Genomic DNA, 23494 nt, shown 5'->3' on the forward strand with positions numbered 1-23494 from the left:
AGCCGCCCCAACGCCCGTCCGGCGAGGACAAAGGGGGCTCGGGGGCGAAGCCCCCGACAACGGCGCCGCACCCGGCAAACAACGGGATGGGGGGGCGCACCCCGCAAAGGGGGGAGGCGGCGCCCCCGCAAGGGGGCGCCGGACCAGGAGGGACGAGCGACCCGCAGCGTCAGCGCTCGGCAGCCCCCGCGACGGGCGTACCGGCGCCGGTCGGACCGGCGGCGGTCGCGGCAGCAGCGGCGGCGGTCTCCTCACGGGCCCGCAGCGCAGCAGCCCGCAGCTCGGCGCGCCCCCGCCGGGCGTTGCGCAGCGCGTCCCAGGTGAGGATGGTCAGCGCCACCCACACCAGGCCGAATCCGGCCCACCGCTCCGGGGGCATCTCCTCGCCGAAGACGGTGAGGCCCAGCAGGAACATGAAGGCGGGGGCCAGATACTGCAGCAGCCCGATGGTCGAGAGCGGCAGCCGTACCGCCGCACTGCCGAAGAAGATCAGCGGCAGTGCGGTCGCCACCCCGGCGAAGGCCAGCAGCACCGTGGTGCCGAGTCCGCCGGTGGCGAAGGAGGATTCGCCGCGCGAGCCGAGGTAGAGCAGGAAGCCCAGAGCCGGCAGGAACTGCACCGCGGTCTCCGCGCTGAAGCCGGCCACCCCGTCGAGCTTGACGTGCTTCTTGATCAGCCCGTAGGTCGCGAAGCTGAATGCCAGGCAGAGGGAGAGCCAGGGCAGTTTGCCGTAGGCGACGGTCATCACGACGACCGCTGCGGCACCGACCCCGACGGCGGCCCATTGGGCGAGGCGCAGTCGCTCCCGCAGCAGCAGGACGCCGAAGGCTATGGAGACCAGCGGGTTGATGAAGTAGCCGAGGGAGGATTCGAGCACCTTGTCGGTGCTGACCGCCCAGATGAACAGCCCCCAGTTGAGCGAGATCACGGCAGAGGCCAGCACCACCAGTGCCAGCTTCTTGGGCTGGCGCACCAGCGCGGTCACCCAGGACCAGCGGCGCAGCAGGGCCAGGATCAGCACGGCGGTCGGCAGCGACCAGACCATGCGGTGGGCGAGGACCTCTCCGGCGCCGATGTCGGAGAGCGCGTGCCAGTACAGGGGCAGCAGGCCCCACAGCCCGTACGCCGCGAAGCCGAACAGCAGCCCCGTGCGCTGTGTACTCGGTGTCTGCATGACCCTCCCTGCCTTCTGCCCGGATGTGATGTGCAAGCTTTCTCGCAAGGTAACGGGAGCCGACCGTCTTGTCATTCCCGTTTCGAGCTTTGGTCCTGTCGCCGGACTCCGCGGAGCCGGCGCCGGGATACGGGCCCGGCGGAAGGGCCGCCGTCCGAACAGTCGGCACGCCACGCAGCGGAAGACACACAGCCGAAGACACGCAGCGAACGCAACGCAGCGAAAGACGCACAGCGGCCCGGCACCCAGGGAGGGTGCCGGGCCGCCGGGACGGTCGGGGGTCAGCCCACGACCGTCCAGGTGTCGTTGCCGTGCAGCAGCGCGGACAGGTCGCCCTTGCCGTTCTGTTCGACGGCGCGTTCGAGCTGGTCGGCCATCTCCGTGTCGTACACCGGGCGCCGCACGTCGCGCAGCACCCCGATGGGGGTGTGGTGCAGTGTGTCCGGGTCGGCGAGCCGGGAGAGCGCGAACGCCGTGGTCGGCGAGGCGGTGTGGGCGTCGTGCACCAGTACCTCGGCGGTGCCCTCGTCGCGGACGTCCACGATCCGCAGGTCGCCGGTCGCCCGGTCGCGGACCACGCCCTGCGAGCCGAGGCCGTCGTCGGCGGGTGCGCCGAAGCGGATCGGCTCCCCGTGCTCCAGCCGGATCACGGCCTCCCTCGCTTGTTCCTGGTCCTTGAGGACTTCGAAGGCGCCGTCGTTGAAGATGTTGCAGTTCTGGTAGATCTCCACCAGCGCCGAGCCCGGGTGGTCGGCGGCCTCCCGCAGCACACTGGTGAGGTGTTTGCGGTCCGAGTCGACCGTACGGGCCACGAAGGACGCCTCGGCGCCCAGCGCCAGCGAGACCGGGTTGAACGGCGCGTCCAGCGACCCCATGGGTGTGGACTTGGTGATCTTCCCGGCCTCCGAGGTCGGGCTGTACTGGCCCTTCGTCAGCCCGTAGATCCGGTTGTTGAACAGCAGGATCTTCAGGTTCACATTGCGCCGCAGCGCGTGGATCAGGTGGTTGCCGCCGATGGAGAGCGCGTCCCCGTCACCGGTCACCACCCAGACGCTCAGGTCGCGCCGTGAGGCCGCCAGGCCGGTGGCGATGGCCGGGGCGCGGCCGTGAATGGAGTGCATCCCGTAGGTGTTCATGTAGTACGGGAAGCGGGAGGAGCAGCCGATGCCCGAGACGAAGACGATGTTCTCCTTCGCCATGCCCAGCTCCGGCATGAACCCCTGGACGGCCGCGAGTACCGCGTAGTCGCCGCAGCCGGGGCACCAGCGGACCTCCTGGTCGGATTTGAAGTCCTTCATCGACTGCTTGCCGACCGCCCGCGGCACCAGTGACAGTGCCTCGGACGCGGCCGCGGGGGCGCTGTTCTGCTGGGTCCTGGCGGTCTCCGGAGCGGGACCGGGGGACGTCTCAGCCATGTGCGATGGCCTCCTTGAGTGCGGTCGCGAGCTGCTCGGCCTTGAACGGCAGGCCGCGGACCTGCGTGTACGACTGCGCGTCGACCAGGTAGCGGGCGCGGAGCAGGGTGGCGAGCTGGCCGAGGTTCATCTCCGGTACGACGACCTTCTCGTAGCGCCGCAGTACTTCGCCGAGGTTCTCCGGGAAGGGGTTGAGGTGGCGCAGATGGGCCTGCGCGATCTCGTCCCCGGCGTTGCGGACGCGGCGTACGGCGGCCGTGATCGGCCCGTAGGTCGAGCCCCAGCCCAGCACCAGCAGCGAGGCGTTCCCGCCCGGGTCGCTGACCTCCAGGTCCGGCACCTCGACGCCGTCCACCTTGGCCTGCCGGGTGCGGACCATGAAGTCGTGGTTGGCCGGGTCGTAGGAGATGTTCCCGGTGCCGTCCTGCTTCTCGATGCCGCCGATGCGGTGCTCCAGCCCTGGTGTGCCGGGTACCGCCCACGGGCGGGCGAGGGTGTGCGGGTCGCGCTTGTAGGGCCAGAAGACCTCGGTGCCGTCGTCCAGCTCGTGGTTGGGTCCCGAAGCGAACTGTGTCCGCAGGTCGGGCAGCTCGTCCACCTCGGGGATCCGCCACGGCTCGGAGCCGTTGGCGAGATAACCGTCCGACAAGAGGAACACCGGCGTCCGGTACGTGAGAGCGATACGTGCCGCATCCAGTGCCGCGGTGAAGCAGTCGGCCGGGGTGGCCGGGGCCACGATCGGCACCGGCGCCTCACCGTTGCGCCCGTACATCGCCTGCAGCAGATCGGCCTGCTCGGTCTTGGTGGGCAGGCCGGTGGAGGGGCCGCCGCGCTGGATGTCGACGACCAGCAGCGGCAGCTCCAGTGAGACGGCCAGGCCGATGGTCTCCGACTTCAGCGCCACGCCGGGCCCCGAGGTGGTGGTGACCGCCAGCGAACCGCCGAAGGCCGCGCCGAGCGCGGCGCCGATCCCCGCGATCTCGTCCTCGGCCTGGAAGGAGCGCACGCCGAAGTTCTTGTGCTTGCTCAGCTCGTGCAGCACGTCGGAGGCCGGGGTGATCGGGTAGGAGCCGAGGAAGAGCGGCAGGTCCGCCTGCTGGGACGCGGCGATCAGACCGTAGGACAGCGCCAGATTGCCGGAGATGTTCCGGTATGTCCCGGCGGGGAAGGCGCCGGAGGCGGGCGCCACCTCGTAGGAGACGGCGAAGTCCTCCGTCGTCTCGCCGAAGTTCCACCCGGACCGGAACGCCGCGATGTTCGCCTCGGCGACCGTCGGCTTCTTGGCGAACTTCGTCCGCAGGAACGCCTCGGTCTGCTCGGTGGGCCTGTTGTACATCCACGACAGCAGGCCCAGCGCGAACATGTTCTTGGACCGCCCGGCCTCCTTGCGGCCCAGTTCGTACTCTTTGAGCGCCTCGACCGTCAGCGTCGTCAGCGGTACGGGGTGGACGCTGTAACCGTCCAGCGAGCCGTCCTCCAGCGGGCTGGCGGCGTAGCCGACCTTGGCCATCGCCCGCTTGGTGAACTCGTCCGTGTTCACGATGATCTCGGCGCCGCGCGGCACATCGGCGATGTTCGCCTTCAGTGCCGCCGGATTCATCGCCACCAGCACGTCCGGGGCGTCGCCCGGCGTCAGGATGTCGTGGTCGGCGAAGTGCAGCTGGAAGCTGGAGACGCCCGGCAGGGTGCCCGCGGGGGCACGGATCTCCGCCGGGAAGTTCGGCAGCGTCGACAGATCGTTGCCGAACGAAGCCGTCTCGGATGTGAAGCGGTCCCCGGTGAGCTGTATACCGTCGCCGGAGTCCCCCGCGAACCGGATGATGACCCGGTCCAGGCGCCGGATCTCCTTGTCCCGTCCGCTGTCCTGGCCCCCTGCGGGACCGGACTGCCCGGCTGGGCTACTGACCTGACTGGTCACGGTGGATCGGACCTCCCTCAAGGCGGCGGCTCGCTTGCCATCGTACGTTGCTAAGGGTTGCCTTCCCGTGGCTGTTCCCATCGTGGACAGATTTTTGAGACATCTGTGCCCGCTGCCCTCGCCACGGTGCACACCGTGTCTTTCACGTTCCGCCCCTGCGCTGGAGGGCTCCTCGAAGGAGCTCGGGCCCTCCGGCCCCGCTCAGGAGTCCAGATATCTGAGCACCGCGAGCACCCTGCGGTGATCCGCGTCACTCTGGGACAGCCCCAGCTTCACGAAGATGCTGCTGACGTGCTTCTCCACCGCCCCGGGACTGATCACCAGCCGGCCGGCGATCGCGGAGTTCGTCCGTCCCTCCGCCATCAGTGCCAGCACCTCCCGCTCCCGCGGGGTGAGCCCCGCCAGCACATCCTGCTTCCGGCTGCGCCCCAGCAGCTGGGCCACAACCTCCGGATCCAGCGCCGTACCGCCCGCCGCCACCCGGGCCACCGCCTCCACGAACTCCCGCACATCGGCCACCCGGTCCTTGAGCAGATACCCCACCCCTCGGCTCGACCCGGCCAGCAGCTCCGTGGCGTACTGCTCCTCCACGTACTGCGACAGCACCAGCACCCCCACCGCCGGGAGCTCCGCCCGCAGCCGTACCGCGGCCCGTACCCCCTCGTCGGTGTGCGTCGGCGGCATGCGCACATCCGCCACCACCACATCCGGGGCGTCGCCCCGGGCGACCAGCTCGCCCACCGCCTTCACCAGCGCCTCGCCGTCCCCGACCCCGGCGGCCACCTCGTACCCCCGGTCCGTCAGCAGCCGGGTCAGCCCCTCACGCAGCAGAACGGAGTCCTCCGCGATCACCACCCGCACCCCGGCCCCCGTCGAAGCCCCACGTCCGCCCTGCGGCCCGCCTGCCTCACGCGCCTTGGATTCCTCGGGCTCCCTGTGCGCGCCGTCTGTCACATGCTCCCCCACGTGCTCCCCCACCTGCGCCGCCCTCCGTCCGGGCTGTCAGCATCCCAGAACGGTCACCGCCAGGGCAGTTCCGCCGTCACCGTCGTCGGCCCGCCCACCGGGGAGCGCAGGGCCAGCAACCCGTCCACTGCCTGCAGCCGGTCGGCGAGTCCGGCGAGACCGGAGCCGTCCTCGACCCGGGCGCCCCCCTTGCCGTCGTCCGTCACCTGTATGAGCAGCCGCTGCTCACTGCGCCATATCTCGACCGACCCACGTCGCGCCCCGCTGTGCTTGCTGATGTTCTGCAGCAGCTCGGAGACGGTGAAGTAGGCGATGCCCTCGATCGCGGCGACCGGACGCTGCTCCAGCTCCACCGTGACCGAGACCGGCACCGTGCAGCGGGCGGCCAGCGCGGAGAGCGCCGAACCCAGACCCCGGTCCGTCAGAATCGCCGGGTGGATGCCCCGGGCCAGGTCCCGCAGCTCCTGAAGGACGAGCTTCACCTCGCCGTGCGCCCCGTCGATCACCGCGGCGACGGCCTGGGGGTCCGGTTCCGGATCGTCCAGCAGCTTCTCCTTCGCCAGCCCCAGCTCCATGGCCAGCGAGACAAGGCGCGCCTGTGCACCGTCGTGCAGGTTGCGCTCGATCCGGCGCAGATCGGCTGCCGCCGTATCCACGACCACCCCGCGGTCCGTCTCCAGCTGAGACACCCGAACCGCCAGCCGGGACGGCCCCAGCAACCCACTGACCAGCAGCTTGTCCACCTGTACCAGCCCTCGTATCAGCCATGGGGCCAGCAGGATGATCACCAGGCCGAGCGCCGAGACGAGCGTCAGGGTGAACCCCGGGTCCAGCACCACGCCGTCCTGCGAGGCGGAGACGGAGGTCAGCCCGTCGCTGCCGGCCTGCAGCGTGGGGAGGTGCACATACTCGCCGGGGGACATCCACTCCCACACGGGAAGCGTGAACATCAGCCAGCCGGCACACCAGGTCGCCACCCCTATGCCGCCGCCGAAGACCGCCCACGGCAGAAACAGCAGCGCGTAGAGCAGATGCCGCCAGGAGACCCCACTGCGCAGCAGGGCCCCCATCCACGACATCAGGCTGTCCGAGCGCCGCTGCGTCCGCACCGGCTCCGGCTCCCCCACCCGCAGACCCAGCAGCACCCGCGCCCTGCCCCGCTCCAGGTGCCCCAGCGCCCGGCACCCGGCCAGCCCGGCTGCCAGCACCGGAAGCCCCAGCGAGGTGATCAGCAGCGCCGTGCCGAACATCAGCGCCCCGAACGCGTAGCAGAAGGCGACGGCTGCCAGCGGCAGCGCCGTGACGACGTACGCCAGCTCGCACAGCGACTGCCGGGCCAGCGGAGTCCGCAGCATCACGAGCCACCATGGGCGCCGCGCAGCGGGAACCGGAGGGGCAGCAGGAGCAAGGGAAGACGCTTCGCCTGTCATGGATCCAGCATTGCCTGCGGAGGCGCCGTCGGTAATCGCGCCAGCAGGAGTCCTGATACGGGGGTTGTCCCTACCCTTGCGGCTCCCGAGATCTCCTGGCCGGGGCCCGAGGCCCACGAGGCGGCCGTGCGGACGTCGCGAGGCCGGCCCCGGGAAAGACACGAGGCTCCCGCCGTCGCGCTCACGGAGCCCGTGAGTATGACGCGGCCGTCCTCGGCGCCTCCCCGAGGGCCTACACTCCGTGCGTACAGATCCTCGAACGTACACACCGACACTCAGGACGGGGCAGGCGTGCCGGACTACTTCCACGGCTATGCAGTCGTCGGGCTGGTAGCCGTCGTCGGTGTGCTCTTCGTCTGCGTGGCCTTCGCCGCCGGTCGGCTGCTGCGGCCGGTGGTCCCCACCCCCGAGAAGATGCTGACCTACGAGTGCGGCGTCGACCCCGTCGGCGAGGGCTGGGCGCACACCCAGGTCCGCTACTACGTCTACGCCTTCCTCTACGTCGTCTTCGCCGTCGACTCCGTCTTCCTCTTTCCCTGGTCGACGGTGTTCGCCGCGCCCGGCTACGGTGCCACCACGCTCGCGGAGATGTTCGTCTTCCTCGGCTTCCTGACCGTCGGCCTGCTCTACGCGTACAAGAAGGGCGTCCTGGAATGGACGTAACGAACACCCCGACCTCCGCCGCGGCACCGGTTCCCGGCGCGACACCGCGTGCCGAGGGGCGGTCCCAGCTCGGCCTGCTCTCGCGGCTGGCGCCCGAACCCATGAAGGTGGTCCTCAACTGGGGCCGCCGCTACAGCCTCTGGGTCTTCAACTTCGGGCTGGCCTGCTGCGCCATCGAGTTCATCGCCGCCTCCATGGCACGGCACGACTTCATCCGGCTCGGTGTCATCCCCTTCGCTCCCGGCCCCCGGCAGGCCGACCTGATGGTCGTCTCCGGCACCGTCACCGACAAGATGGCACCCGCGGTCAAACGCCTCTACGAGCAGATGCCCGAACCCAAGTACGTCATCTCCTTCGGCGCCTGCTCCAACTGCGGCGGCCCCTACTGGGACTCCTACGCGGTCACCAAGGGCGTCGACCAGATCATCCCCGTCGATGTCTACGTGCCCGGCTGCCCGCCCCGGCCCGAGGCGCTGCTCCAAGGTGTGCTCAAGCTCCAGGAGAAGATCGCCGCCGAGTCCACCGCCGACCGCTATGCGGGACGCGACGCGGCCGCACCCTCCGCCGGCGCCCTCACCAGCGGCCTGGTCGCCCCGCCCGCGGCGCCCTCCGGGCAGGGCGGCGCGCCGTCGGGGGCGAGCGGGACGGCCGCGGCCTCGCCGGAGCCGGACGCTTCGCCGGATCCGTCCGCGCCGTCGGCGTCCGCCGCGCCGCAGGCGGACCCGGGCGGCGATCCGGAGGGGGACGGACGGTGACCGAGCCGCCCCAGCACCCCGGCTGGCTGCCGCGGTCGGCCGAGGAGCTCTTCGGCGCGGACGCGACGGCCGAGGACGCCTACGGGCTGCTCACCGCCGACGTACCGGCCGACGCCTGGATCCCCGCGCTGACCGCGGCCCGCGACGACCTCGGCTGCACCTACTTCGACTGGCTCAGCGCCGTCGACGAGCCCGGCACCGGGGTCCGGGTGTGCGCGCACCTGGTGGCGCTGCCCGCGGCGGGCCGCGGCGTCCGCCGGCTGGTCCTGCGTACGACGCTGCCCCACGAGGCGCCCGCCCTGCCCACCGCCACCGGGGTCTACGCCGGTGCGGCCTGGCACGAGCGGGAGACCCACGAGATGTTCGGCATCGACTTCCCCGGCCACCCGCACCTCGTACCGCTGCTGCTGCCCGACTCCTTCGAGGGGCACCCGCTGCGCAAGGACTTCGTCCTCGCGGCCCGCGTCGCCAAGGCCTGGCCCGGCGCGAAGGAGCCCGGCGAGTCCGGGCACGGCGGACCCAAGCGGCGACAGATGCTCCCTCCGGGCGTCCCCGACCCCAACGAGTGGGGACCACTCAAGGGCCAGCTCCCCCCGGCGCCCACCCGCGAACGCACCCGCCGCGCGGCGGGCGACACCCCGCGCCGCACCCGCAGCGCAGGCGCCGGCTCGGCCTCCCAGCAGGACGCGGAGGCGGCCCCGGCACCCGCGCGCGGCCCGCGGCGCACCCGCGGTGCGAGTGCCGGCTCGGCGTCGCAGCGCGCGGCGGAACCGGGAACGCCCGCGACGGAACCGGGGAAGTCCGCGCCGGAGCAGCCGGAGCAGTCCGCGGCGGAGCGGGAGCGCCCGGCGGAGCACCCACGTGCCGCGGGCCGCCCGGAGAGCGCGGCTCCCGCCCCACCGCGTTCCACCGACGCCCCCTGGCACCAGCCCGCCCCGTCCGGCAGCGACGGGACGCCGCCCTCCGGCGCTCCGGACGGCGGCGCCCGGACCGGCGACGGCAGTGACCAGTCCGCGGACGGCCGTGACCGAAGTGCGGACGACGGTGACCAAGGCGGCGGTGGCCAGGACGGCGGTGACCAGGGCGGCCGTGACCAGGGTGGCCGTGACCGGGGTGGCCGTGACCAGGACGGCGATGACCGGGGCGCGGACGGGCGCTCGGATGCCGACGACCCGGCACCGGGCTCCGCCCAGGACCCGGCACCGGGCTCCGCCCAGGACCCGGCACCGGGCTCCGCCCAGGACCCGGCACCGGACTCCGGCCGCGACCCGGCTCCCCGCACCGAAGGTGACCAGGCTCCCCGCACCGGCGGGGACCCGGGGCCGGACACCGACCGGGACCGTCGGGAGCGCGACCGTCAAGAGGGGGACGGAGCCTGATGGACGCCGTCGACGTCGCGGTGCGGCTGCTGGCCGTGCTGCTCTCCTTCCTCGTGCTGCCGCTGCTGGTCGGGCAGACGGAGCACAAGGTCATGGCCCATATGCAGGGGCGGGTCGGCCCGATGCACGCGGGCGGCTTCCACGGCTGGGCCCAGTTGGTCGCCGACGGGGTGAAGTTCGCGCAGAAGGAGGACATCGTCCCCGAGGGCGCCGACCGGCGGGTCTTCCAGCTCGCTCCCGCCCTCGCCCTGATCCCGTATCTGCTCGTCCTCGTCGCGATCCCGGTGGCACCCGGCGGCGGCGTCGTACAGGTCCTGGACGCCGGGATCTTCTTCGTGCTGGCCGTGATGGGCGTCGGCATCCTCGGCTCGCTGATGGGCGGCTGGGCGTCGGCCAACAAGTTCTCCCTGCTGGGCGGGTTGCGGACCGCGGCCCAGCTGCTGGCCTACGAGCTGCCGATGCTGCTGGCCGCCGCGTCCGTCACCATGGCGGCCGGCACTCTCTCGCTGCCCGGAATCCTCGGGGTATGGGAGTGGTGGTGGCTGCCGTGGCAGGCGGTGGGGGCGGTGGTCTTCTTCACCGCGGGCCTCGCCGAGCTCCAGCGCCCGCCGTTCGACGCGCCGGTCGCCGACTCGGAGATCATCTTCGGTGCGTACACCGAGTACACCGGGCTGCGTTTCGCGCTCTTCCTGCTCGCCGAGTACGCGGGCATCGTCGTCCTCTCCGCGCTGACCGCCGTGCTCTTCCTCGGCGGCTGGCACGGCCCCTTCGCGGACGGCCTGGGCTGGCTGTGGATGCTGCTCAAGACCGGAGTCCTCGCCTTCGGGGTGATCTGGCTGCGGGTCAGCTACCCCCGGCTGCGCGAGGACCAGATCCAGCGGCTGGCCTGGACGGCCCTCGTCCCGCTCGCCCTCTTCCAGATCGCCCTCACGGGTGTCGTCAAGGTGGTGATGTAGCCGTGTCCCACGCCTCTTCCGCGGGCACGCCCGCCGAGCGGCCCGGCGCGCGGCGCGGAGTGTTCGGCTCCGGGCTGGCCAAGGGCCTGGCCGTCACGCTCCGGACCATGACCCGGCGCTCGGTCACCGAGCACTATCCGGACACGCAGCCCGAACTGCCGTCCCGCAGCCGCGGGGTCATCGGCCTGTTCGAGGAGAACTGCACCGTCTGCATGCTCTGCGCCCGGGAGTGCCCGGACTGGTGCATCTACATCGACTCGCACAAGGAGACGGTGCCCCCCGCCGCACCGGGCGGCCGCGAGCGCAGCCGCAACGTCCTCGACCGGTTCGCCATCGACTTCGCCCTGTGCATGTACTGCGGCATCTGCATCGAGGTGTGCCCCTTCGACGCGCTGTTCTGGTCGCCGGAGTTCGAGTACGCGGAGACCGACATCCGCGAGCTGACCCACGAACGGGACACCCTCCGCGAGTGGATGTGGACCGTGCCCGAGCCGCCGCCGCTGGACGAGGGCGCGGAGGAGGCCAAGGAGGTGGCCGCCGCCCGCAAGGCCGCCGACAAGGCCGCCCAGGTGGCGGAGGCCGACATGCTCGCCGCGCACCGCGAGCACCCCGCCGAGGAGACCGCCGCACCAGCCGGGCAACTGCCGCAGACCCCCGACCGGGAAGCGCAGGACCGGAACGCGCAGGACCGGGGTGCGCAGGACCGGGGTGCGCGGAACCCCGGCCGGGACGGCGCGGCGGAGGCACCGGACCAGGACACGGGGGGCGGTGCCGAGTGAACGCTCTCGCGCGCGACGCCGCCACCCACGTGGCCGCCGACCACCACGGCTTTCTCTCCCCCTCCGGGGTGGAGATCGTCTTCGTGCTCGTCGGACTCGTCACCCTCGGCGCAGCCCTGGCCACCGTGACCACCAAGCAGCTCGTGCACGCCGCGCTGTGGCTGGTGGTCGCGCTCGGCGGGGTCGCCGTCGAGTACCTCCTGCTGACCGCCGAGTTCATCGCCTGGGTGCAGGTGCTGATCTACGTCGGCTCCGTCGTCGTCCTCATCCTCTTCGGACTCATGCTGACCAGGGCCCCCATCGGACGCTCACCCGACGCGGACTCCGGCAACCGCTGGACGGCACTCGCCGTCTCCCTCGCGGCGGCGGCCACCCTGGTGACCGTCGTCGTCGACGCCTTCCGCGCCACCTGGATCGACCTGGCGGACCCCGCAGGACCCGGCAGCGGCTCCTCCGAGGTCACCGGCACGGCCCTCTTCCGGCACTGGGTGCTGCCCTTCGAGGCGCTCTCGGTGCTCCTGCTCGCCGCGCTCGTCGGCGCCATCGTCCTCTCCCGCCGCGACGGCGACCGCGACCTCCCTCCCGGGCGCGACCTTCCTCCCGGGCGCACCAGGGCCGGTGAGCGCTGATGCACCTCGCCTATCCCGCCGTACTCGCCGTCCTCCTCTTCTGCGTCGGCCTCTACGGCGTCCTCGCACGCCGGAACGCCATCCTCGTCCTGATGGCCGTCGAGCTGATGCTCAACGCCGTCAACATCAACCTCGTCGCCTTCGACGTCTGGCTCCGCGACACCCTGCACGCGGGCCAGGCGCTCACCCTCTTCACCATCGCGATCGCCGCGGCCGAGATCGGCATCGGTCTGGCGATCGTCCTGCTCGTCCACCGCAACCGCGGCAGCTCCGACATCGACAGACTCCGGGACCTCCGCGAGAGCGACAGCCCGTCAGGGGGCGACTCCGGCGGCGGTTCACGCGAGGAGAAGAGTCCGGCACCCGCCACCGACAACGACGCCGAGAGCGGCTCCGACCAGCAGGTCCAGGGCCCCGCCGCAGGGAGGCGGCACGCGTGAGCACCACGACACTCGCAGCGCTGGTCCCCGCCCTCCCGGCGCTCGGTGCGCTCGCCGGGCTGCTCCTCGGCCGCCGCGCCCCCGGATTCGTCCGCCCGCTCGCCGTCCTGCCCACCCTCGCAGCGGCGGTCCTCGCCGTCGTCGTCGCGGCCCGCCAGGGCGGCGGCCCGGCGCTGCGTGCGGCCACCGAACTCGCACCCACCGGCAACGACGCGCTCCCCCTCCAGCTCGCGCTCAACCTCGACGGCTTCGCGGTCCTGGTCGCCGTCCTCGTCGGAGCCGTCGCCACCTGCGTGCAGCTCTACTCCACCGGCTACCTGCGCGACGACCCGCGCTACGCCTCCTACGCCGCGCTGGTCTCGCTCTTCACGGCCGCGATGTTCCTCGTGGTCTACAGCGACGACCTGATCGTGCTGCTCGTCGGCTGGGAGGTCATGGGCATCTGCTCCTACTTCCTGGTCGGGCACTACTGGGAGACCCCGGCGGCGCGTGCCGCCTCCCTGAAGGCGTTCCTGGTCACCAAGCTGGGCGATGTGCCGTTCCTGATCGGCATCCTGGCGCTGGCCTCGGAGGCCGGCAGCTTCCGCATCAGCACCGTCGTCACCCGTCTCACCTCCAGCCTCTCCGGGTACGAGCTGACCCACCCCACGGTGATCGCGCTGCTGCTGCTCGCCGGGGTCGCGGGGAAGTCGGCGCTGCTGCCGCTGCACTCCTGGCTGCCGGACGCGATGGCGGGCCCCACCCCCGTCTCCGCGCTGATCCACGCCGCCACCATGGTCGCGGCGGGCGTCTACTTCGTGGCCCGGCTGCTGCCCGTCTTCACCGCCTCCGCCGCCGCACTCCTCGTCCTCGCGGTGCTGGCGGCGCTCACCATGACCGGCTCGGCCCTCGCCGCGCTCGCGCAGGACGACATCAAGCGCGTCCTCGCCTACTCGACCATCAGCCAGCTCGCCTACATGGCCGGCGCGCTGGCCGTCGCCGACCGCGGCGCGGCCGTCTTCCACCTGCTGGTGCACGGCGCGTTCAAGGCGCTGCTGTTCCTGGCGGCCGGGGTCGTCATCCACGCGGCCGGCACCAACTCGCTGACGGTGATGGCCCGCACGGGCGGGATCGCCCGGCGCGTCCCCGACGCCTACTGGACGATGACCATCGCCCTGCTGGCCCTCGCCGCGATCCCGCCGTTCTCCGGGTTCTTCTCCAAGGAGGCCGTGCTGGCCGCGGCCGAGCACGCCGCCTTCGGCGACGCGCATCCCCCGTTCGCCGGAGCGCACGCGGTGCCCGTGGGCGCCGGCTGGATCGTCCTGGCCGCCGGACTGGTCACCGCGCTGCTGACCGCCGCCTACGCGGCCCGGCTGTGGCTGCTCGCCTTCCGGGGCGGCCCCGCCGTCGCGCCGCTCGCCGTCAACGGGGAGAAGGCCGCCGAACACGTCCCCGAAGAGGTGCCGCAGCAGGCGCCCGAGACAGAACTCGCCACCCCGGGCCCCGTGCACCGGCACGCCGGCCACGACGAGCACAGCCCCGCCCCGGCCGTCATGAACCTCGTCCTGTGGACGCTCGCGCTGCCCTCCCTCGCCCTGGGCATCGCCTTCCCCGTACTGCCCCACTGGTTCGACGGCGCGTCCCTCACCCCCACGCCGGCCACCTCCGTGCTCGCCACCGGCGTCGCCCTGGTCGGCGGTCTGCTCACCTACGCCACCTGGCGGCACAGCAGCGCCCTCGCCGCCCTCCACCCCGAACACGACGCCGACCCGGGCGTGCTGCTGCTCGGGCCGCTGCACCGGCACGCGGCGGCCGGATTCCATCTGGACGCGCTCTACCGCGCTGTGGTCGTACGCCCCGTCCAGGGCGCGGCCGGATTGGTGCGCTTCCTGGACAGCGCGGTCGTCGACATCTACGTGGCAGCCGCCGGACGCGCCCCGCGCCTGCTGGGCGCCGCCGTCCGGCGCGCCCAGACGGGCAACGTGCAGACCTACCTCGGCGCGCTGCTGACGGGCTCCCTGGCGCTCGCCGTCATCGCCGTGGTGGCCATGACCGGAAACGGAGGGGCGTGACGTGATCCCGCTCGACGACACAGTCCTGCAGGCGCTCCTGATCGCCGTCGTCGCCCTGCCGCTGCTCGGAGCGGCCGCCGCGCTGCTGCCCGCACCGCCCGGGCTGCGCGGTCGCAGCCCCGAGCAGGCCGTGCTGCGGCACGGGGTGACCGTCACCGGCGCCGTGCTCGCCCTCGCGGTCCTGCTGGCCCTCGGCTTCGACCACGACCGCCCCGGCACCATGCAGGCCGAGACGAACGTCGACTGGATCCCCGCACTGGGAGTCCGGCTGCACCTGGGGACCGACGGTGTCTCGCTGCCGCTGCTCGTCCTCACCGCGCTGCTGTCGTTCCTGTGCGCGCTCTACAGCTACGCGAAGCGGCCGCCGGGGCCCGGCCCCAAGGCGCTGGTCGCACTGCTGCTCCTGCTGGAGTGCGGCACCCTCGCCACCTTCGCGGTGCTCGACCTGGTGCTGTTCTTCCTGGCGTTCGAGACGGTGCTCGTCCCGATGTACTTCCTCATCGCCCGGTGGGGCGGCGCCGGCAGGGGGCCGGCGGCGTGGAAGTTCGTGCTCTACACCGTGCTCGGCTCCGTCGTGCTGCTGCTCGGGCTGCTGGTGCTCGGACTGAACGCCGGAACGTTCGACATGGTGCGGCTCGCCCAGGCGCACGGATCCGGCCTCGGCCACACCACCCAGGTCGTCGCGGCCCTGGCCATCGGCATCGGACTGGCCGTCAAGGCGCCCATGTGGCCGCTGCACAGCTGGCTTCCGGACGCACACACGGCGGCACCCACGGTGGGTTCCGTACTGCTGGCCGGTGTGCTGCTGAAGATGGGCACCTACGGGTTCGTGCGGATCCTGCTGCCCGGCGTCCCCGAAGGGGCGCACACCTTCGCGCCCTACCTGGGGGCATTCGCCGTCGCGGGCATCCTCTACGGCTCGCTCGCCTGCCTCGCCCTCGTGCGCAGGGGCGCCAAGGGCGACCTCAAGCGGCTGATCGCCTACTCCTCGGTGGGCCACATGGGCTTCGTCCTGCTGGGCATCGCCACGCTCACCCGCACCGGCGTCAACGGCGCGCTGTACGCGAACCTCGCCCACGGCCTGATCACCGGGCTGCTGTTCTTCCTCGTCGGCGCGGTCAAGGACCGCACCGGCACCGGAGACCTCGACGCCCTGGCCGGAACCACCGGCGGCGCCCTCTACGGCCGGGCGCCGCGGCTCGGCGGGCTGCTCGCCTTCGGCGCGGTGGCCTCCCTGGGACTGCCCGGACTGGCCGGGTTCTGGGGAGAGCTGCTGGCCCTGCTGGGCGCCTACCATCCGGCGGCCGGACTGAGCAGGCCGGCCTTCCTGGTCTTCCTCGCCCTCGGCGCCCTGGGCACCCTGCTGACCGCCGCGTATCTGCTCCAGGTCGTCCGCCGGGTCTGCATGGGCGACCCGGCCGAGGTCCGGCCCGAAGCGCTCGCCACGGTGCCGGACGTACGCGCCTACGAGTTCGCCGCCTGGACCCCGCTGGTCGTCCTGACCCTCGTCGCCGGACTGTGGCCCGGAGCCCTCCTGGGCCTGATGGAGCCGGCCGTACAGAACCTCCTGCCAGGAGTGGCCCGATGACCGCGCTCCCGATGACAGCGCTCACCGCCGAACAGGCCGCGCACGGCCTCACCCGGTCGGCGCCGCGCACCGACCTCGCCCAGGGCGCCGACCTCGTGCAGGGCGCCGACCTCGTGCAGGGCGCCGACCTCGTGCAGGGCACCCACCTCGCCCAGGGCGCCGGCCTCGTGCAGAGCATCGACTGGGCCGCCGTCGCGCCGCCCGCCGTCGTCGCCGTGGCCGCGCTGGTCGTGCTCGTGGCCGAACTCTTCCTGGCCGAGCGGCACAAGGGGCTGCTCGGCGTGGTCTCGGCCGCGGCGCTCGCCCTCGCCGGGCTGACCCTCGTCCCCCTCGTCGGCGAGGACCGCGCCACCTTCTGCCTCACCTCCGGCACGCGCGCGTGCAGCTACGCCGCCGACACCTTCACCCTCACCGTGCAGCTCCTCGTCCTGGGCGGCGCCTTCGTCACCGCGCTGCTGTCCATGACCGCGGTCCGCCGGGACCGGCTGCCCGCGGGGGAGTTCTGGTTCCTGCTGCTCTCCTCGGCCGCCGGTGCCGCCCTGCTGCCCGCCGCGCGCGACCTCGCGACGCTCGTCGTCGCCCTGGAGGTCGCCTCGCTCCCGGCCTTCGCGCTGGTCGGTCTGCGGCGCGGCGAGCGGCTCTCCTCCGAGGCGGCGCTGAAGTTCTTCCTGTCCTCCGTGGTCGCCACCGCCGTGATGCTGCTGGGCGTCAGCTTCGTCTACGCCGCCACCGGCAGCATGCACCTGAGCACCGTCGCCGAGGCCCTGCCCGAGGCCGACAGCCGGCTGAGCACCCTCGCGGCCACCGGCGTGGCGCTGACCATGGTCGGCTTCGCCTTCAAGACCGCTGCGGCGCCCTTCCACTTCTGGGTCCCCGACACCTATGTGGGCGCACCGGTGCCGGTGGCCGCCTACCTGTCGGTGATCGGCAAGGCCGCGGGCTTCTCGGGACTGATCCTGGTCGCCGTGCGGGCCTTCCCCTCGTACGCGCACGCCTGGGGGCCCGCGCTCGCCGTGCTCGCCGCGCTGACCATGAGCGTCGGCAACCTGGGCGCGCTGCGGCAGCGCACGGACCGGGCCCACGGAGCCGTCCGGCTGCTCGCCTGGTCCTCGGTCGGACAGGCGGGCTACCTGCTGGTCCCCATCGCCGCCGCCGGGTACACGGACGAGCCGGACCGGGCGGTCGGCACCACGCTCGCCTACGCCCTGATGTACGCCGTCGTGAACCTGGGCGCCTTCGCCGTCGTCGCCGCGGTCCGGCCCTCCGGTGCGGACGGCCGCCTCGACGACTTCCGCGGTCTGGTCCACACCCGCCCGGTCCCCGCCGTGGCCCTCGCGTTCTTCCTGCTGTGCCTGGCCGGACTGCCGCCGGGTGTCGTCGGCCTGTTCGCCAAGGTCGCCGTCTTCCAGTCCGCCGTGGACGCGGGACTGGGCTGGCTCGCCGTCGTCATGGCGCTCAACGTCGTGGTCGCGCTCGTCTACTACCTCACCTGGACCGCGCTGCTCTTCCGTCCCGCCGCGGACCAGGAGCGGACGCCTTCGCCCCGCCCGCGGCTCTCCGCCCCGCTCACCGCGACCCTCGCGCTGACCGCGGCGCTCGCGCTGGCCACCTCCGGCGCGCCGCAGCTCGTGCTCCGGTTCACCACCGCCGCGCTCTTCTGACCGCGCGCGCCGGGGGACCCCTGGACACGCCCCGCCGCGATCACTGGCGCAGCGCCGACGCGCCCGCCGGGCGGCACGCCGACGGGAGGACCCGGGGGAACTGAGAACGCCCGCTCTCCGTTGACGCAAAAGGGAGGGTCCACTGGACGGGGTTGCTGAGGGCGGAAGGTCTGCCCGGGTCAGGGCTCCGCAGCACCATCTGGAGGGCGTACCGTGCACCGCCGGCACAACGGGCTGAGGACAGCCCTGCTCCTGGGAGGGCTGTCCGCTCTCATCGTCGTCATCGGGAGCTTCTTCGGCACCACGGGCCTGGTCGTCGCGCTGCTGATCGCGCTGGGCACCAACGCCTACGCGTACTGGAACAGCGACAAGCTGGCACTGCGCGCCATGCGCGCCCGTCCGGTCAGCGAGTTCGAGGCGCCGCAGCTCTACCGCATGGTCCGGGAGCTGTCCACAGCCGCTCGCCAGCCCATGCCGCGGCTCTACCTCTCGCCCACCCAGGCGCCCAACGCCTTCGCCACCGGACGCAACCCGCGCAACGCCGCGGTGTGCTGCACCGACGGCATCCTGCGGCTGCTGGACGAGCGCGAGCTGCGCGGGGTCCTGGGCCACGAACTCAGCCACGTCCACAACCGGGACATCCTCATCTCCTCCGTCGCGGGCGCCCTCGCCTCGGTGGTGCTCTTCCTCGTCAACTTCGCCTGGCTGATCCCCGTGGGGCGGGCCGACGACGACGAGGGGCCCGGTCTGGTCGGGATGCTGCTGATCATGCTGCTGGGCCCGCTCGCGGCCTCCCTCATCCAGCTGGCCGTCTCGCGCTCCCGCGAGTACGAGGCGGACGCCTCCGGGGCCCAGCTCACCGGGGATCCTCTGGCGCTCGCCTCGGCCCTGCGCAAGCTGGAGGCCGGCACGGCCCAGCTCCCGCTGCCGCCCGAGCCGCGGCTGGAGACGGCGAGCCACCTGATGATCGCCAACCCGTTCCGCCGCGGCGAGGGCGGTATGACGAAACTTTTCTCCACCCATCCTCCGATGGCGGAACGTGTCGCCCGGCTGGAGAAGATGGCAGGCTGGCCCGGGTGAAGACCCTCCTCAATCTCATCTGGCTGATCTTCTCCGGCTTGTGGATGGCCCTGGGCTATGTCCTGGCCGGACTCATCTGCTGTGTGCTCATCATCACGGTCCCCTGGGGCCTGGCCTGCTTCCGCATCGCTGCCTACGCCCTGTGGCCGTTCGGCAGAACGGTCGTACAGCGCCCCGGAGCGGGCGCCGCGTCCGGTGCCGGGAACATCGTCTGGCTCGTCTTCGCGGGCATCTGGCTCACCCTCGGCCACATCACGCTGGGAGTGGGCCTGTGCCTCACCCTCATCGGCATCCCCTTCGGGCTGGCGCACTTCAAGATGGTCCCGATCTCACTGATGCCGCTGGGCCGCGAGATCGTCTCCACCAGCGCCCCGGCGGCCTACCCGGGATACCGCTGGTGAACCCCGCCCCGCCCGCGCCGCGGGCGGGGCCGATCGACCGTCAGTCCGCCCGCGTCGCCCGGAACACGCGCCGGCCCGCGCGGCCCCGCCGCATGGTGGGACCGAGCGGGCCGGAACGACGCGCCGACGTCAGCGGAAGTTGACGTACTGGAGGGCGAAGTCGAAGTCCTTGCCCTTCAGCAGGCCGATGACCTCCTGCAGGCTGTCCCGGCTCTTCGAGGTCACCCGCAACTCGTCGCCCTGCACCTGGGCCTTGACGCCCTTGGGGCCCTCGTCCCGGATCACCTTCGCGACCTTCTTCGCGTTGTCCTGCGAGATGCCTTCCTGGAGCGACGCGGAGATGCGGTACTCCTTGCCCGAGGCCTGCGGTTCCCCGGCGTCCAGCGCCTTCAGCGAGATACCGCGCTTGACCAGCTTGGACTGGAAGATGTCGAGCACGGCCTTGACCCGCTCCTCCGAGTTCGCCCGCATCTCGATCCGCTCGCCCGACCACGCGAGGGACGCGTCCACACCCTTGAAGTCGTAGCGCTGGGAGATCTCCTTCGCGGCCTGGTTCAGCGCGTTGTCGACCTCCTGCCGCTCGACCTTCGAGACGATGTCGAAACTGGAGTCGGCCATGGTGAGTTGGCTCCTCGTACATAGATCCGGCAGAGAACGACCCCGGAGGGCCGTGCGCAAAGCCTAGCCACCCGCGACCGTGCTCCGACCCCTGCGGCGAGCGGCGTCGTGGCGCAGCACCCGGACCGCCCCGCGGCCCTGCCAGGTGGCCCGCCCGACGGCCCCGCGCGGCTGATCAACCGGGTGGCGAACCACCCCGGTGCATCGGGTATGGTTTACACCGTTGCCACGGCGCACCGCCCCAGGCGGAGTGCCCGGCAGCAACCCCTGGCGGTGTGCCCGAGCGGCCAAAGGGAGCAGACTGTAAATCTGCCGGCTCAGCCTTCCTAGGTTCGAATCCTAGCGCCGCCACAGCCTCGAAAGGGCCCGCGACCAGCGAAAACGCTGGAGCGGGCCCTTTCTGCTGCGTAGGGCGGCCGTAGCGGCGAGATGTGCCGAATATCCCGGTGTGTCTCACCCTGAATCGCGTGGTGACCAGCGCGTGTGGGGCAGCCGTGGGGCAGCCCCGCACCGGGCTACCGGCCGTCCCTCAGCGCGGCCTCGATCCGCGCGTTCGCGGTGGTCGCCGCACCGTCCAGGCACTTCGCGTAGACGCGGAACAGCACCGCCACGCTGTGGCCGGCGCGCTGGGCAACTGCCTGCGGCTCCACCCCCGAGCTGAGCCACATGGAGACGGCCGCATGACGGAGGTCATACGGCCGCTTGGCCAGCGGCGAGGCTCGACGCCTGAGTCGAGCCATGCCGATGACCGCAGCGTGACAAAGACCATAACGTGGTTCGCGAGTACTGCGCCGAGCCGAGCAGGTGAGTGCGCGGTCCGGCGATGGAAGACGACAGTCTGGCGACGCCGACTTCATCCCGGCGGTGGACGCCGGTCTCTGGGGCGTGGCTGGGTGGTGCTGATGTGTATCGTCGTCAGGATGCCGGCACAGAGGACCGATTCGACGGTAGGTCACCTGGTCCAATGAGAGAGGAGGAGCATCTCGGGGTGGCGGAGTAGTTTCCTGGGGGGCTGAGAGGCCCGATAGACCGGGCCACGAGCCGTTGTCGGCGAAGTGGCGCCGAGAGAGATCCAGGGAGAGGGTCGGCCCTTGATCGGCTGCATGTTGCCCAGTGAACGAGGAGCGCGCCGAGAAGCGGCAGGCGTGAGCCGCATGCCGGGGTGCACGGCTCGCTTGAACCTGTAGCTCCTTGACTCGTGCTTGTCAGGGCGTCGGCACTACGAGGTCCTGCGCTGGTGGTAAACAACAGTGGGGCAACTGTCAGGGTCAGGCTGGAAAAAAAGAACAGGATCGTCTCGGGACCCGCCAACCTCTAGATCCTGAGGCGATGCCTCCCCCGAAGAGAAGTGGAACTGCATCTGGGAGTAATAGTCATCTTCACCTGCATACTGTTCCAGGCTGTATCGCCAAGAGCCTCTTCCTGAGAATTTTCCACCGTGATTTCCCTCGCTGTCCACATCGGAGAAATCCGTTGGCCAATCCTTGACTCTGGCCCGCCCCTCATCGTTCTCTCCCCCGGTCAGTGTTATGCGCGAACCGTAGGGCCCTTCGTAGGTGCCGTTCAGTTGGGATGTCATCACTCCGACCGTATTGCTCGGGCAGTCCTCATGACGACCAAACAGCAGGCCGCAGCCGGCTGGGACGAGAAGTGCGACGGTCAGCATGGCTGCACAGCCCAGGGCAGGTATACGAACTTTTCGCCAGCTCTCGCGCGGCGCACGCGGGGACGGTTTGGAGGCAGGGCGGTGCAACCTATTTGTCATTGGGAACCCGCTCTGTCCAATCATAGGTTTGGTTTACTGTCTTGCCTGGGAAGCCGTCTTTGTCGTGGTTGGCTGTCTCAAGCCACTTCCCATATCCGAGGAAGTGCAGGAAGGATGAGGTGCTGGTGCTGTTTCGCAGCGTGTAACGGACTACCTTGTCGCCGTTGGCATCCTCTCCAACGACTCGATAATTGACGGTATACGATCCGACAAACGCCTCTCCGAGGTCATCCTTGTTGTTGGTCGCAATGGCGGGTATGTCTTTCAGTATGAGTTGCTTGCCGGCTCCAACAATCCCACCTTCTGCAATAGAGTGACGGGCCTTCCCTTTGAGCTTGCCGGCCTCCACTTGCTCGCTTACGTCTTTTCGGATCCCTTCCATGCTCTTGCTCCGGGTTATGAGCTTGGTGAGACGATCGTTGTCGACAAATTCGTGCTTTTTGGGGCCTGTGCCACTCGCCCAGTGCCCGCCTATCTCATACGGCCCGGTATTGTCATTTGTGTAGCCCTGTTTTTTGCCTACCAGTACGCGGTCAAGGGCCGTATACTCTGCGTCGCTTATCTTCTCTGTTGAATTGATGGTTGTATGTTGCGGGTCAGCGTTGAACCACTGATCCAGACCTATGTCGGCCACGAGGGTGTACGCCAGTTGCTTGTCCTTCAAGACTGCTCTTCGTACTATGGCATCGATCTTTTTCTGTGCCGACTCCATATTGCTTTGATTTCCCGGTGAGACAGTTCCTGGGACCGTACATCGGACTACGCCCCCATCGCTAACTCGGAGCATCGGATCTGATTCTATCTCCTTGACTGCTGACTTGAGGTCAGTGCGGATTTCCTCCAGCTCGGAAGCTCCGTCTTCCAGGAGCTTCTTGACCTTCTTTGCAACATTTCGGGCCCGGTGTACTTGGCGCTGCATGTCGTCAATCATCTGCCATGCGTATGGTGCGGCAGCACCCTCCCAATACCCTTCATCCCGAAGAGGCTTTGTCAGTTCGCGATGCACTCGCCCGGAGAGACCCTTCGTGTCTTCGACCACGTCGTCCCATTTCTTGGCGAGATCGGCTAGCACGGAGGAGTCCGTCTTCATTATTTTTCGGAACGAGGTCATCAGAAGCCATCCAGGGCTGAGCGGGTGGGCTTGCTATTCGGATGTGGCTGTCCGGTGCCTTTCGGATCCGCATCGGGGGAAATTTGCCGCAATTTTAGGTCGGTTTCATGATCCGTCGTTTTGTATGCCTTCTTGGCTTCCCGGAGGCTCGCGGCGATTCGACCAAGCCATTCACTGGCATTTGCCGCCTGCTCCTCCCATTTTTTGTGTGAGGTCTCTAGTGCCTCCGCAGTCAGCCATCCCTCGAATTCCGTGTGTGCAGTTGTTGTTGACTTTTCCAGAGAGGCTGCCGCTTTGTGGAACTTACCTCTGATGTCTGATGCGCTTTCGGCGCTCTTGCGCAGGGTGGCGTGTGAGACTTTCAGTGATGGCTGCGGCCTGAGTGGCGACCGCCAACGGGACAGGGGCAATCGCATATCCCCCTCTTCCCGTGGTTCCTCGAACAGTGTCTGTTCACCAGGCGGGGTTGGGAGGAACAGGGGTTTTGGGAGCCCCTTCAGCTCCTCGGATTTCTTCTGGCCGTGCGCGTCATCGCTCACAGTGGTCCCCCCATCACGATTTGTGCGGTCATCGGTATCTTGCAGTTTTGCGGTGACTACGGCAACTCGTCCCGGTGGCACTGAACCTCTTTCATCCTGAATAGCTGCAGGTCAGGAGAGTGTGGACAGCGGTGACGGCACGGCCGATGCGGCCGGTCGAGCAGCGTGCTCTGCGC

Annotated in this window: 20 protein-coding genes, 1 tRNA gene and 1 pseudogene; 13 read left to right on the top strand and 9 right to left on the bottom strand. The window is 70.5% G+C overall.

Going from position 1 to position 23494, the window contains the following annotated elements; all coding sequences use genetic code 11:
* Positions 1 to 169 precede the first annotated feature (169 nt).
* The 5 genes from rarD to ACFYNS_RS31340 form a co-directional block, all read right to left on the bottom strand.
* The gene (gene rarD, locus ACFYNS_RS31320; RefSeq protein WP_360296863.1) at positions 170 to 1174 is read right to left on the bottom strand and encodes an EamA family transporter RarD; all 1005 of its coding nucleotides are present in this window, start codon (positions 1172 to 1174) and stop codon (positions 170 to 172) included.
* A 281-nt stretch (positions 1175 to 1455) separates the two neighbouring features.
* The gene (locus ACFYNS_RS31325; protein ID WP_388606281.1) at positions 1456 to 2589 is read right to left on the bottom strand and encodes a 2-oxoacid:ferredoxin oxidoreductase subunit beta; all 1134 of its coding nucleotides are present in this window, start codon (positions 2587 to 2589) and stop codon (positions 1456 to 1458) included.
* Positions 2582 to 4507, bottom strand: a complete 1926-nt coding sequence (locus ACFYNS_RS31330; protein ID WP_388606283.1) for a 2-oxoacid:acceptor oxidoreductase subunit alpha — start codon at positions 4505 to 4507, stop codon at positions 2582 to 2584. Before ACFYNS_RS31330 ends, ACFYNS_RS31325 begins: the two co-directional genes overlap by 8 nt.
* Before the next feature lie 201 nt (positions 4508 to 4708).
* A complete protein-coding gene (locus ACFYNS_RS31335; RefSeq protein ID WP_360296868.1) occupies positions 4709 to 5368 on the bottom strand; it encodes a response regulator transcription factor in 660 nt (219 codons plus the stop codon).
* Between the two features lie 158 nt (positions 5369 to 5526).
* Positions 5527 to 6828 carry a sensor domain-containing protein gene (locus ACFYNS_RS31340; RefSeq protein ID WP_360296857.1) on the bottom strand — a complete coding sequence of 434 codons (1302 nt, stop codon included), beginning with the start codon at positions 6826 to 6828 and terminating at the stop codon, positions 5527 to 5529.
* Between the two features lie 366 nt (positions 6829 to 7194).
* Here ACFYNS_RS31340 and ACFYNS_RS31345 point away from each other — a divergent pair, with 366 nt between their 5' ends.
* The 12 genes from ACFYNS_RS31345 (at position 7195) to ACFYNS_RS31400 (ending at position 19285) form a co-directional block, all read left to right on the top strand.
* Entirely contained in the window at positions 7195 to 7566 is a 372-nt protein-coding gene (locus tag ACFYNS_RS31345) for an NADH-quinone oxidoreductase subunit A (protein ID WP_360296855.1), read from the top strand.
* On the top strand, positions 7557 to 8321 hold the full coding sequence (locus ACFYNS_RS31350) for an NADH-quinone oxidoreductase subunit B family protein (RefSeq protein WP_360296852.1): 765 nt from the start codon (positions 7557 to 7559) through the stop codon (positions 8319 to 8321). Before ACFYNS_RS31345 ends, ACFYNS_RS31350 begins: the two co-directional genes overlap by 10 nt.
* On the top strand, positions 8318 to 9700 hold the full coding sequence (locus ACFYNS_RS31355) for an NADH-quinone oxidoreductase subunit C (protein ID WP_388606286.1): 1383 nt from the start codon (positions 8318 to 8320) through the stop codon (positions 9698 to 9700). Before ACFYNS_RS31350 ends, ACFYNS_RS31355 begins: the two co-directional genes overlap by 4 nt.
* A complete protein-coding gene (locus ACFYNS_RS31360) occupies positions 9700 to 10656 on the top strand; it encodes an NADH-quinone oxidoreductase subunit H (protein WP_388579209.1) in 957 nt (318 codons plus the stop codon). Before ACFYNS_RS31355 ends, ACFYNS_RS31360 begins: the two co-directional genes overlap by 1 nt.
* A gap of 107 nt (positions 10657 to 10763) precedes the next feature.
* Entirely contained in the window at positions 10764 to 11435 is a 672-nt protein-coding gene (locus ACFYNS_RS31365) for a 4Fe-4S binding protein (RefSeq protein ID WP_360296865.1), read from the top strand.
* Positions 11432 to 12064 (top strand): NADH-quinone oxidoreductase subunit J, encoded by a 633-nt coding sequence (locus ACFYNS_RS31370; RefSeq protein ID WP_360296846.1) that lies wholly within the window; start codon positions 11432 to 11434, stop codon positions 12062 to 12064. Before ACFYNS_RS31365 ends, ACFYNS_RS31370 begins: the two co-directional genes overlap by 4 nt.
* Complete coding sequence (gene nuoK, locus ACFYNS_RS31375; RefSeq protein WP_360296843.1) at positions 12064 to 12504, top strand: NADH-quinone oxidoreductase subunit NuoK; 441 nt, start codon at positions 12064 to 12066, stop codon at positions 12502 to 12504. The genes ACFYNS_RS31370 and nuoK overlap by 1 nt, the downstream gene beginning before the upstream one ends.
* The gene (locus ACFYNS_RS31380; RefSeq protein ID WP_388606288.1) at positions 12501 to 14555 is read left to right on the top strand and encodes an NADH-quinone oxidoreductase subunit L; all 2055 of its coding nucleotides are present in this window, start codon (positions 12501 to 12503) and stop codon (positions 14553 to 14555) included. The genes nuoK and ACFYNS_RS31380 overlap by 4 nt, the downstream gene beginning before the upstream one ends.
* 1 nt (position 14556) lies before the next feature.
* Positions 14557 to 16143, top strand: coding sequence for an NADH-quinone oxidoreductase subunit M (locus ACFYNS_RS31385; protein ID WP_360296837.1), 1587 nt, complete (start codon positions 14557 to 14559; stop codon positions 16141 to 16143).
* Complete coding sequence (locus tag ACFYNS_RS31390; RefSeq protein WP_388606290.1) at positions 16140 to 17804, top strand: NADH-quinone oxidoreductase subunit N; 1665 nt, start codon at positions 16140 to 16142, stop codon at positions 17802 to 17804. Before ACFYNS_RS31385 ends, ACFYNS_RS31390 begins: the two co-directional genes overlap by 4 nt.
* A gap of 213 nt (positions 17805 to 18017) precedes the next feature.
* Entirely contained in the window at positions 18018 to 18884 is an 867-nt protein-coding gene (gene htpX, locus ACFYNS_RS31395) for a zinc metalloprotease HtpX (protein ID WP_360296831.1), read from the top strand.
* The gene (locus tag ACFYNS_RS31400) at positions 18881 to 19285 is read left to right on the top strand and encodes a YccF domain-containing protein (protein ID WP_360296828.1); all 405 of its coding nucleotides are present in this window, start codon (positions 18881 to 18883) and stop codon (positions 19283 to 19285) included. The genes htpX and ACFYNS_RS31400 overlap by 4 nt, the downstream gene beginning before the upstream one ends.
* Positions 19286 to 19414: 129 nt before the next feature.
* Here the strand turns inward: ACFYNS_RS31400 and ACFYNS_RS31405 are convergent, their stop codons facing one another.
* Positions 19415 to 19903: a YajQ family cyclic di-GMP-binding protein gene (locus ACFYNS_RS31405; protein WP_019354201.1), complete on the bottom strand. Its 489-nt coding sequence runs from the start codon at positions 19901 to 19903 to the stop codon at positions 19415 to 19417.
* A gap of 269 nt (positions 19904 to 20172) precedes the next feature.
* On the opposite strand from ACFYNS_RS31405, the gene ACFYNS_RS31410 reads away from it, so the two are divergent.
* Positions 20173 to 20254 (top strand) — tRNA-Tyr (locus ACFYNS_RS31410).
* Between the two features lie 164 nt (positions 20255 to 20418).
* On the opposite strand, the pseudogene ACFYNS_RS31415 reads toward ACFYNS_RS31410, so the two are convergent.
* From ACFYNS_RS31415 to ACFYNS_RS31425, 3 genes and pseudogenes are all read right to left on the bottom strand, one after another.
* Positions 20419 to 20622, bottom strand: a pseudogene (locus ACFYNS_RS31415) (site-specific integrase); the annotation flags it as partial.
* 1035 nt (positions 20623 to 21657) lie between these two features.
* Positions 21658 to 22779, bottom strand: coding sequence for a hypothetical protein (locus ACFYNS_RS31420; RefSeq protein WP_360296824.1), 1122 nt, complete (start codon positions 22777 to 22779; stop codon positions 21658 to 21660).
* A complete protein-coding gene (locus ACFYNS_RS31425; protein ID WP_360296821.1) occupies positions 22779 to 23318 on the bottom strand; it encodes a hypothetical protein in 540 nt (179 codons plus the stop codon). Before ACFYNS_RS31425 ends, ACFYNS_RS31420 begins: the two co-directional genes overlap by 1 nt.
* Between the last annotated feature and the right edge of the window lie 176 nt (positions 23319 to 23494).

The sequence above is a fragment of the Streptomyces sp. NPDC006925 genome (genome assembly GCF_042869575.1).
Lineage (GTDB): Bacteria > Actinomycetota > Actinomycetes > Streptomycetales > Streptomycetaceae > Streptomyces.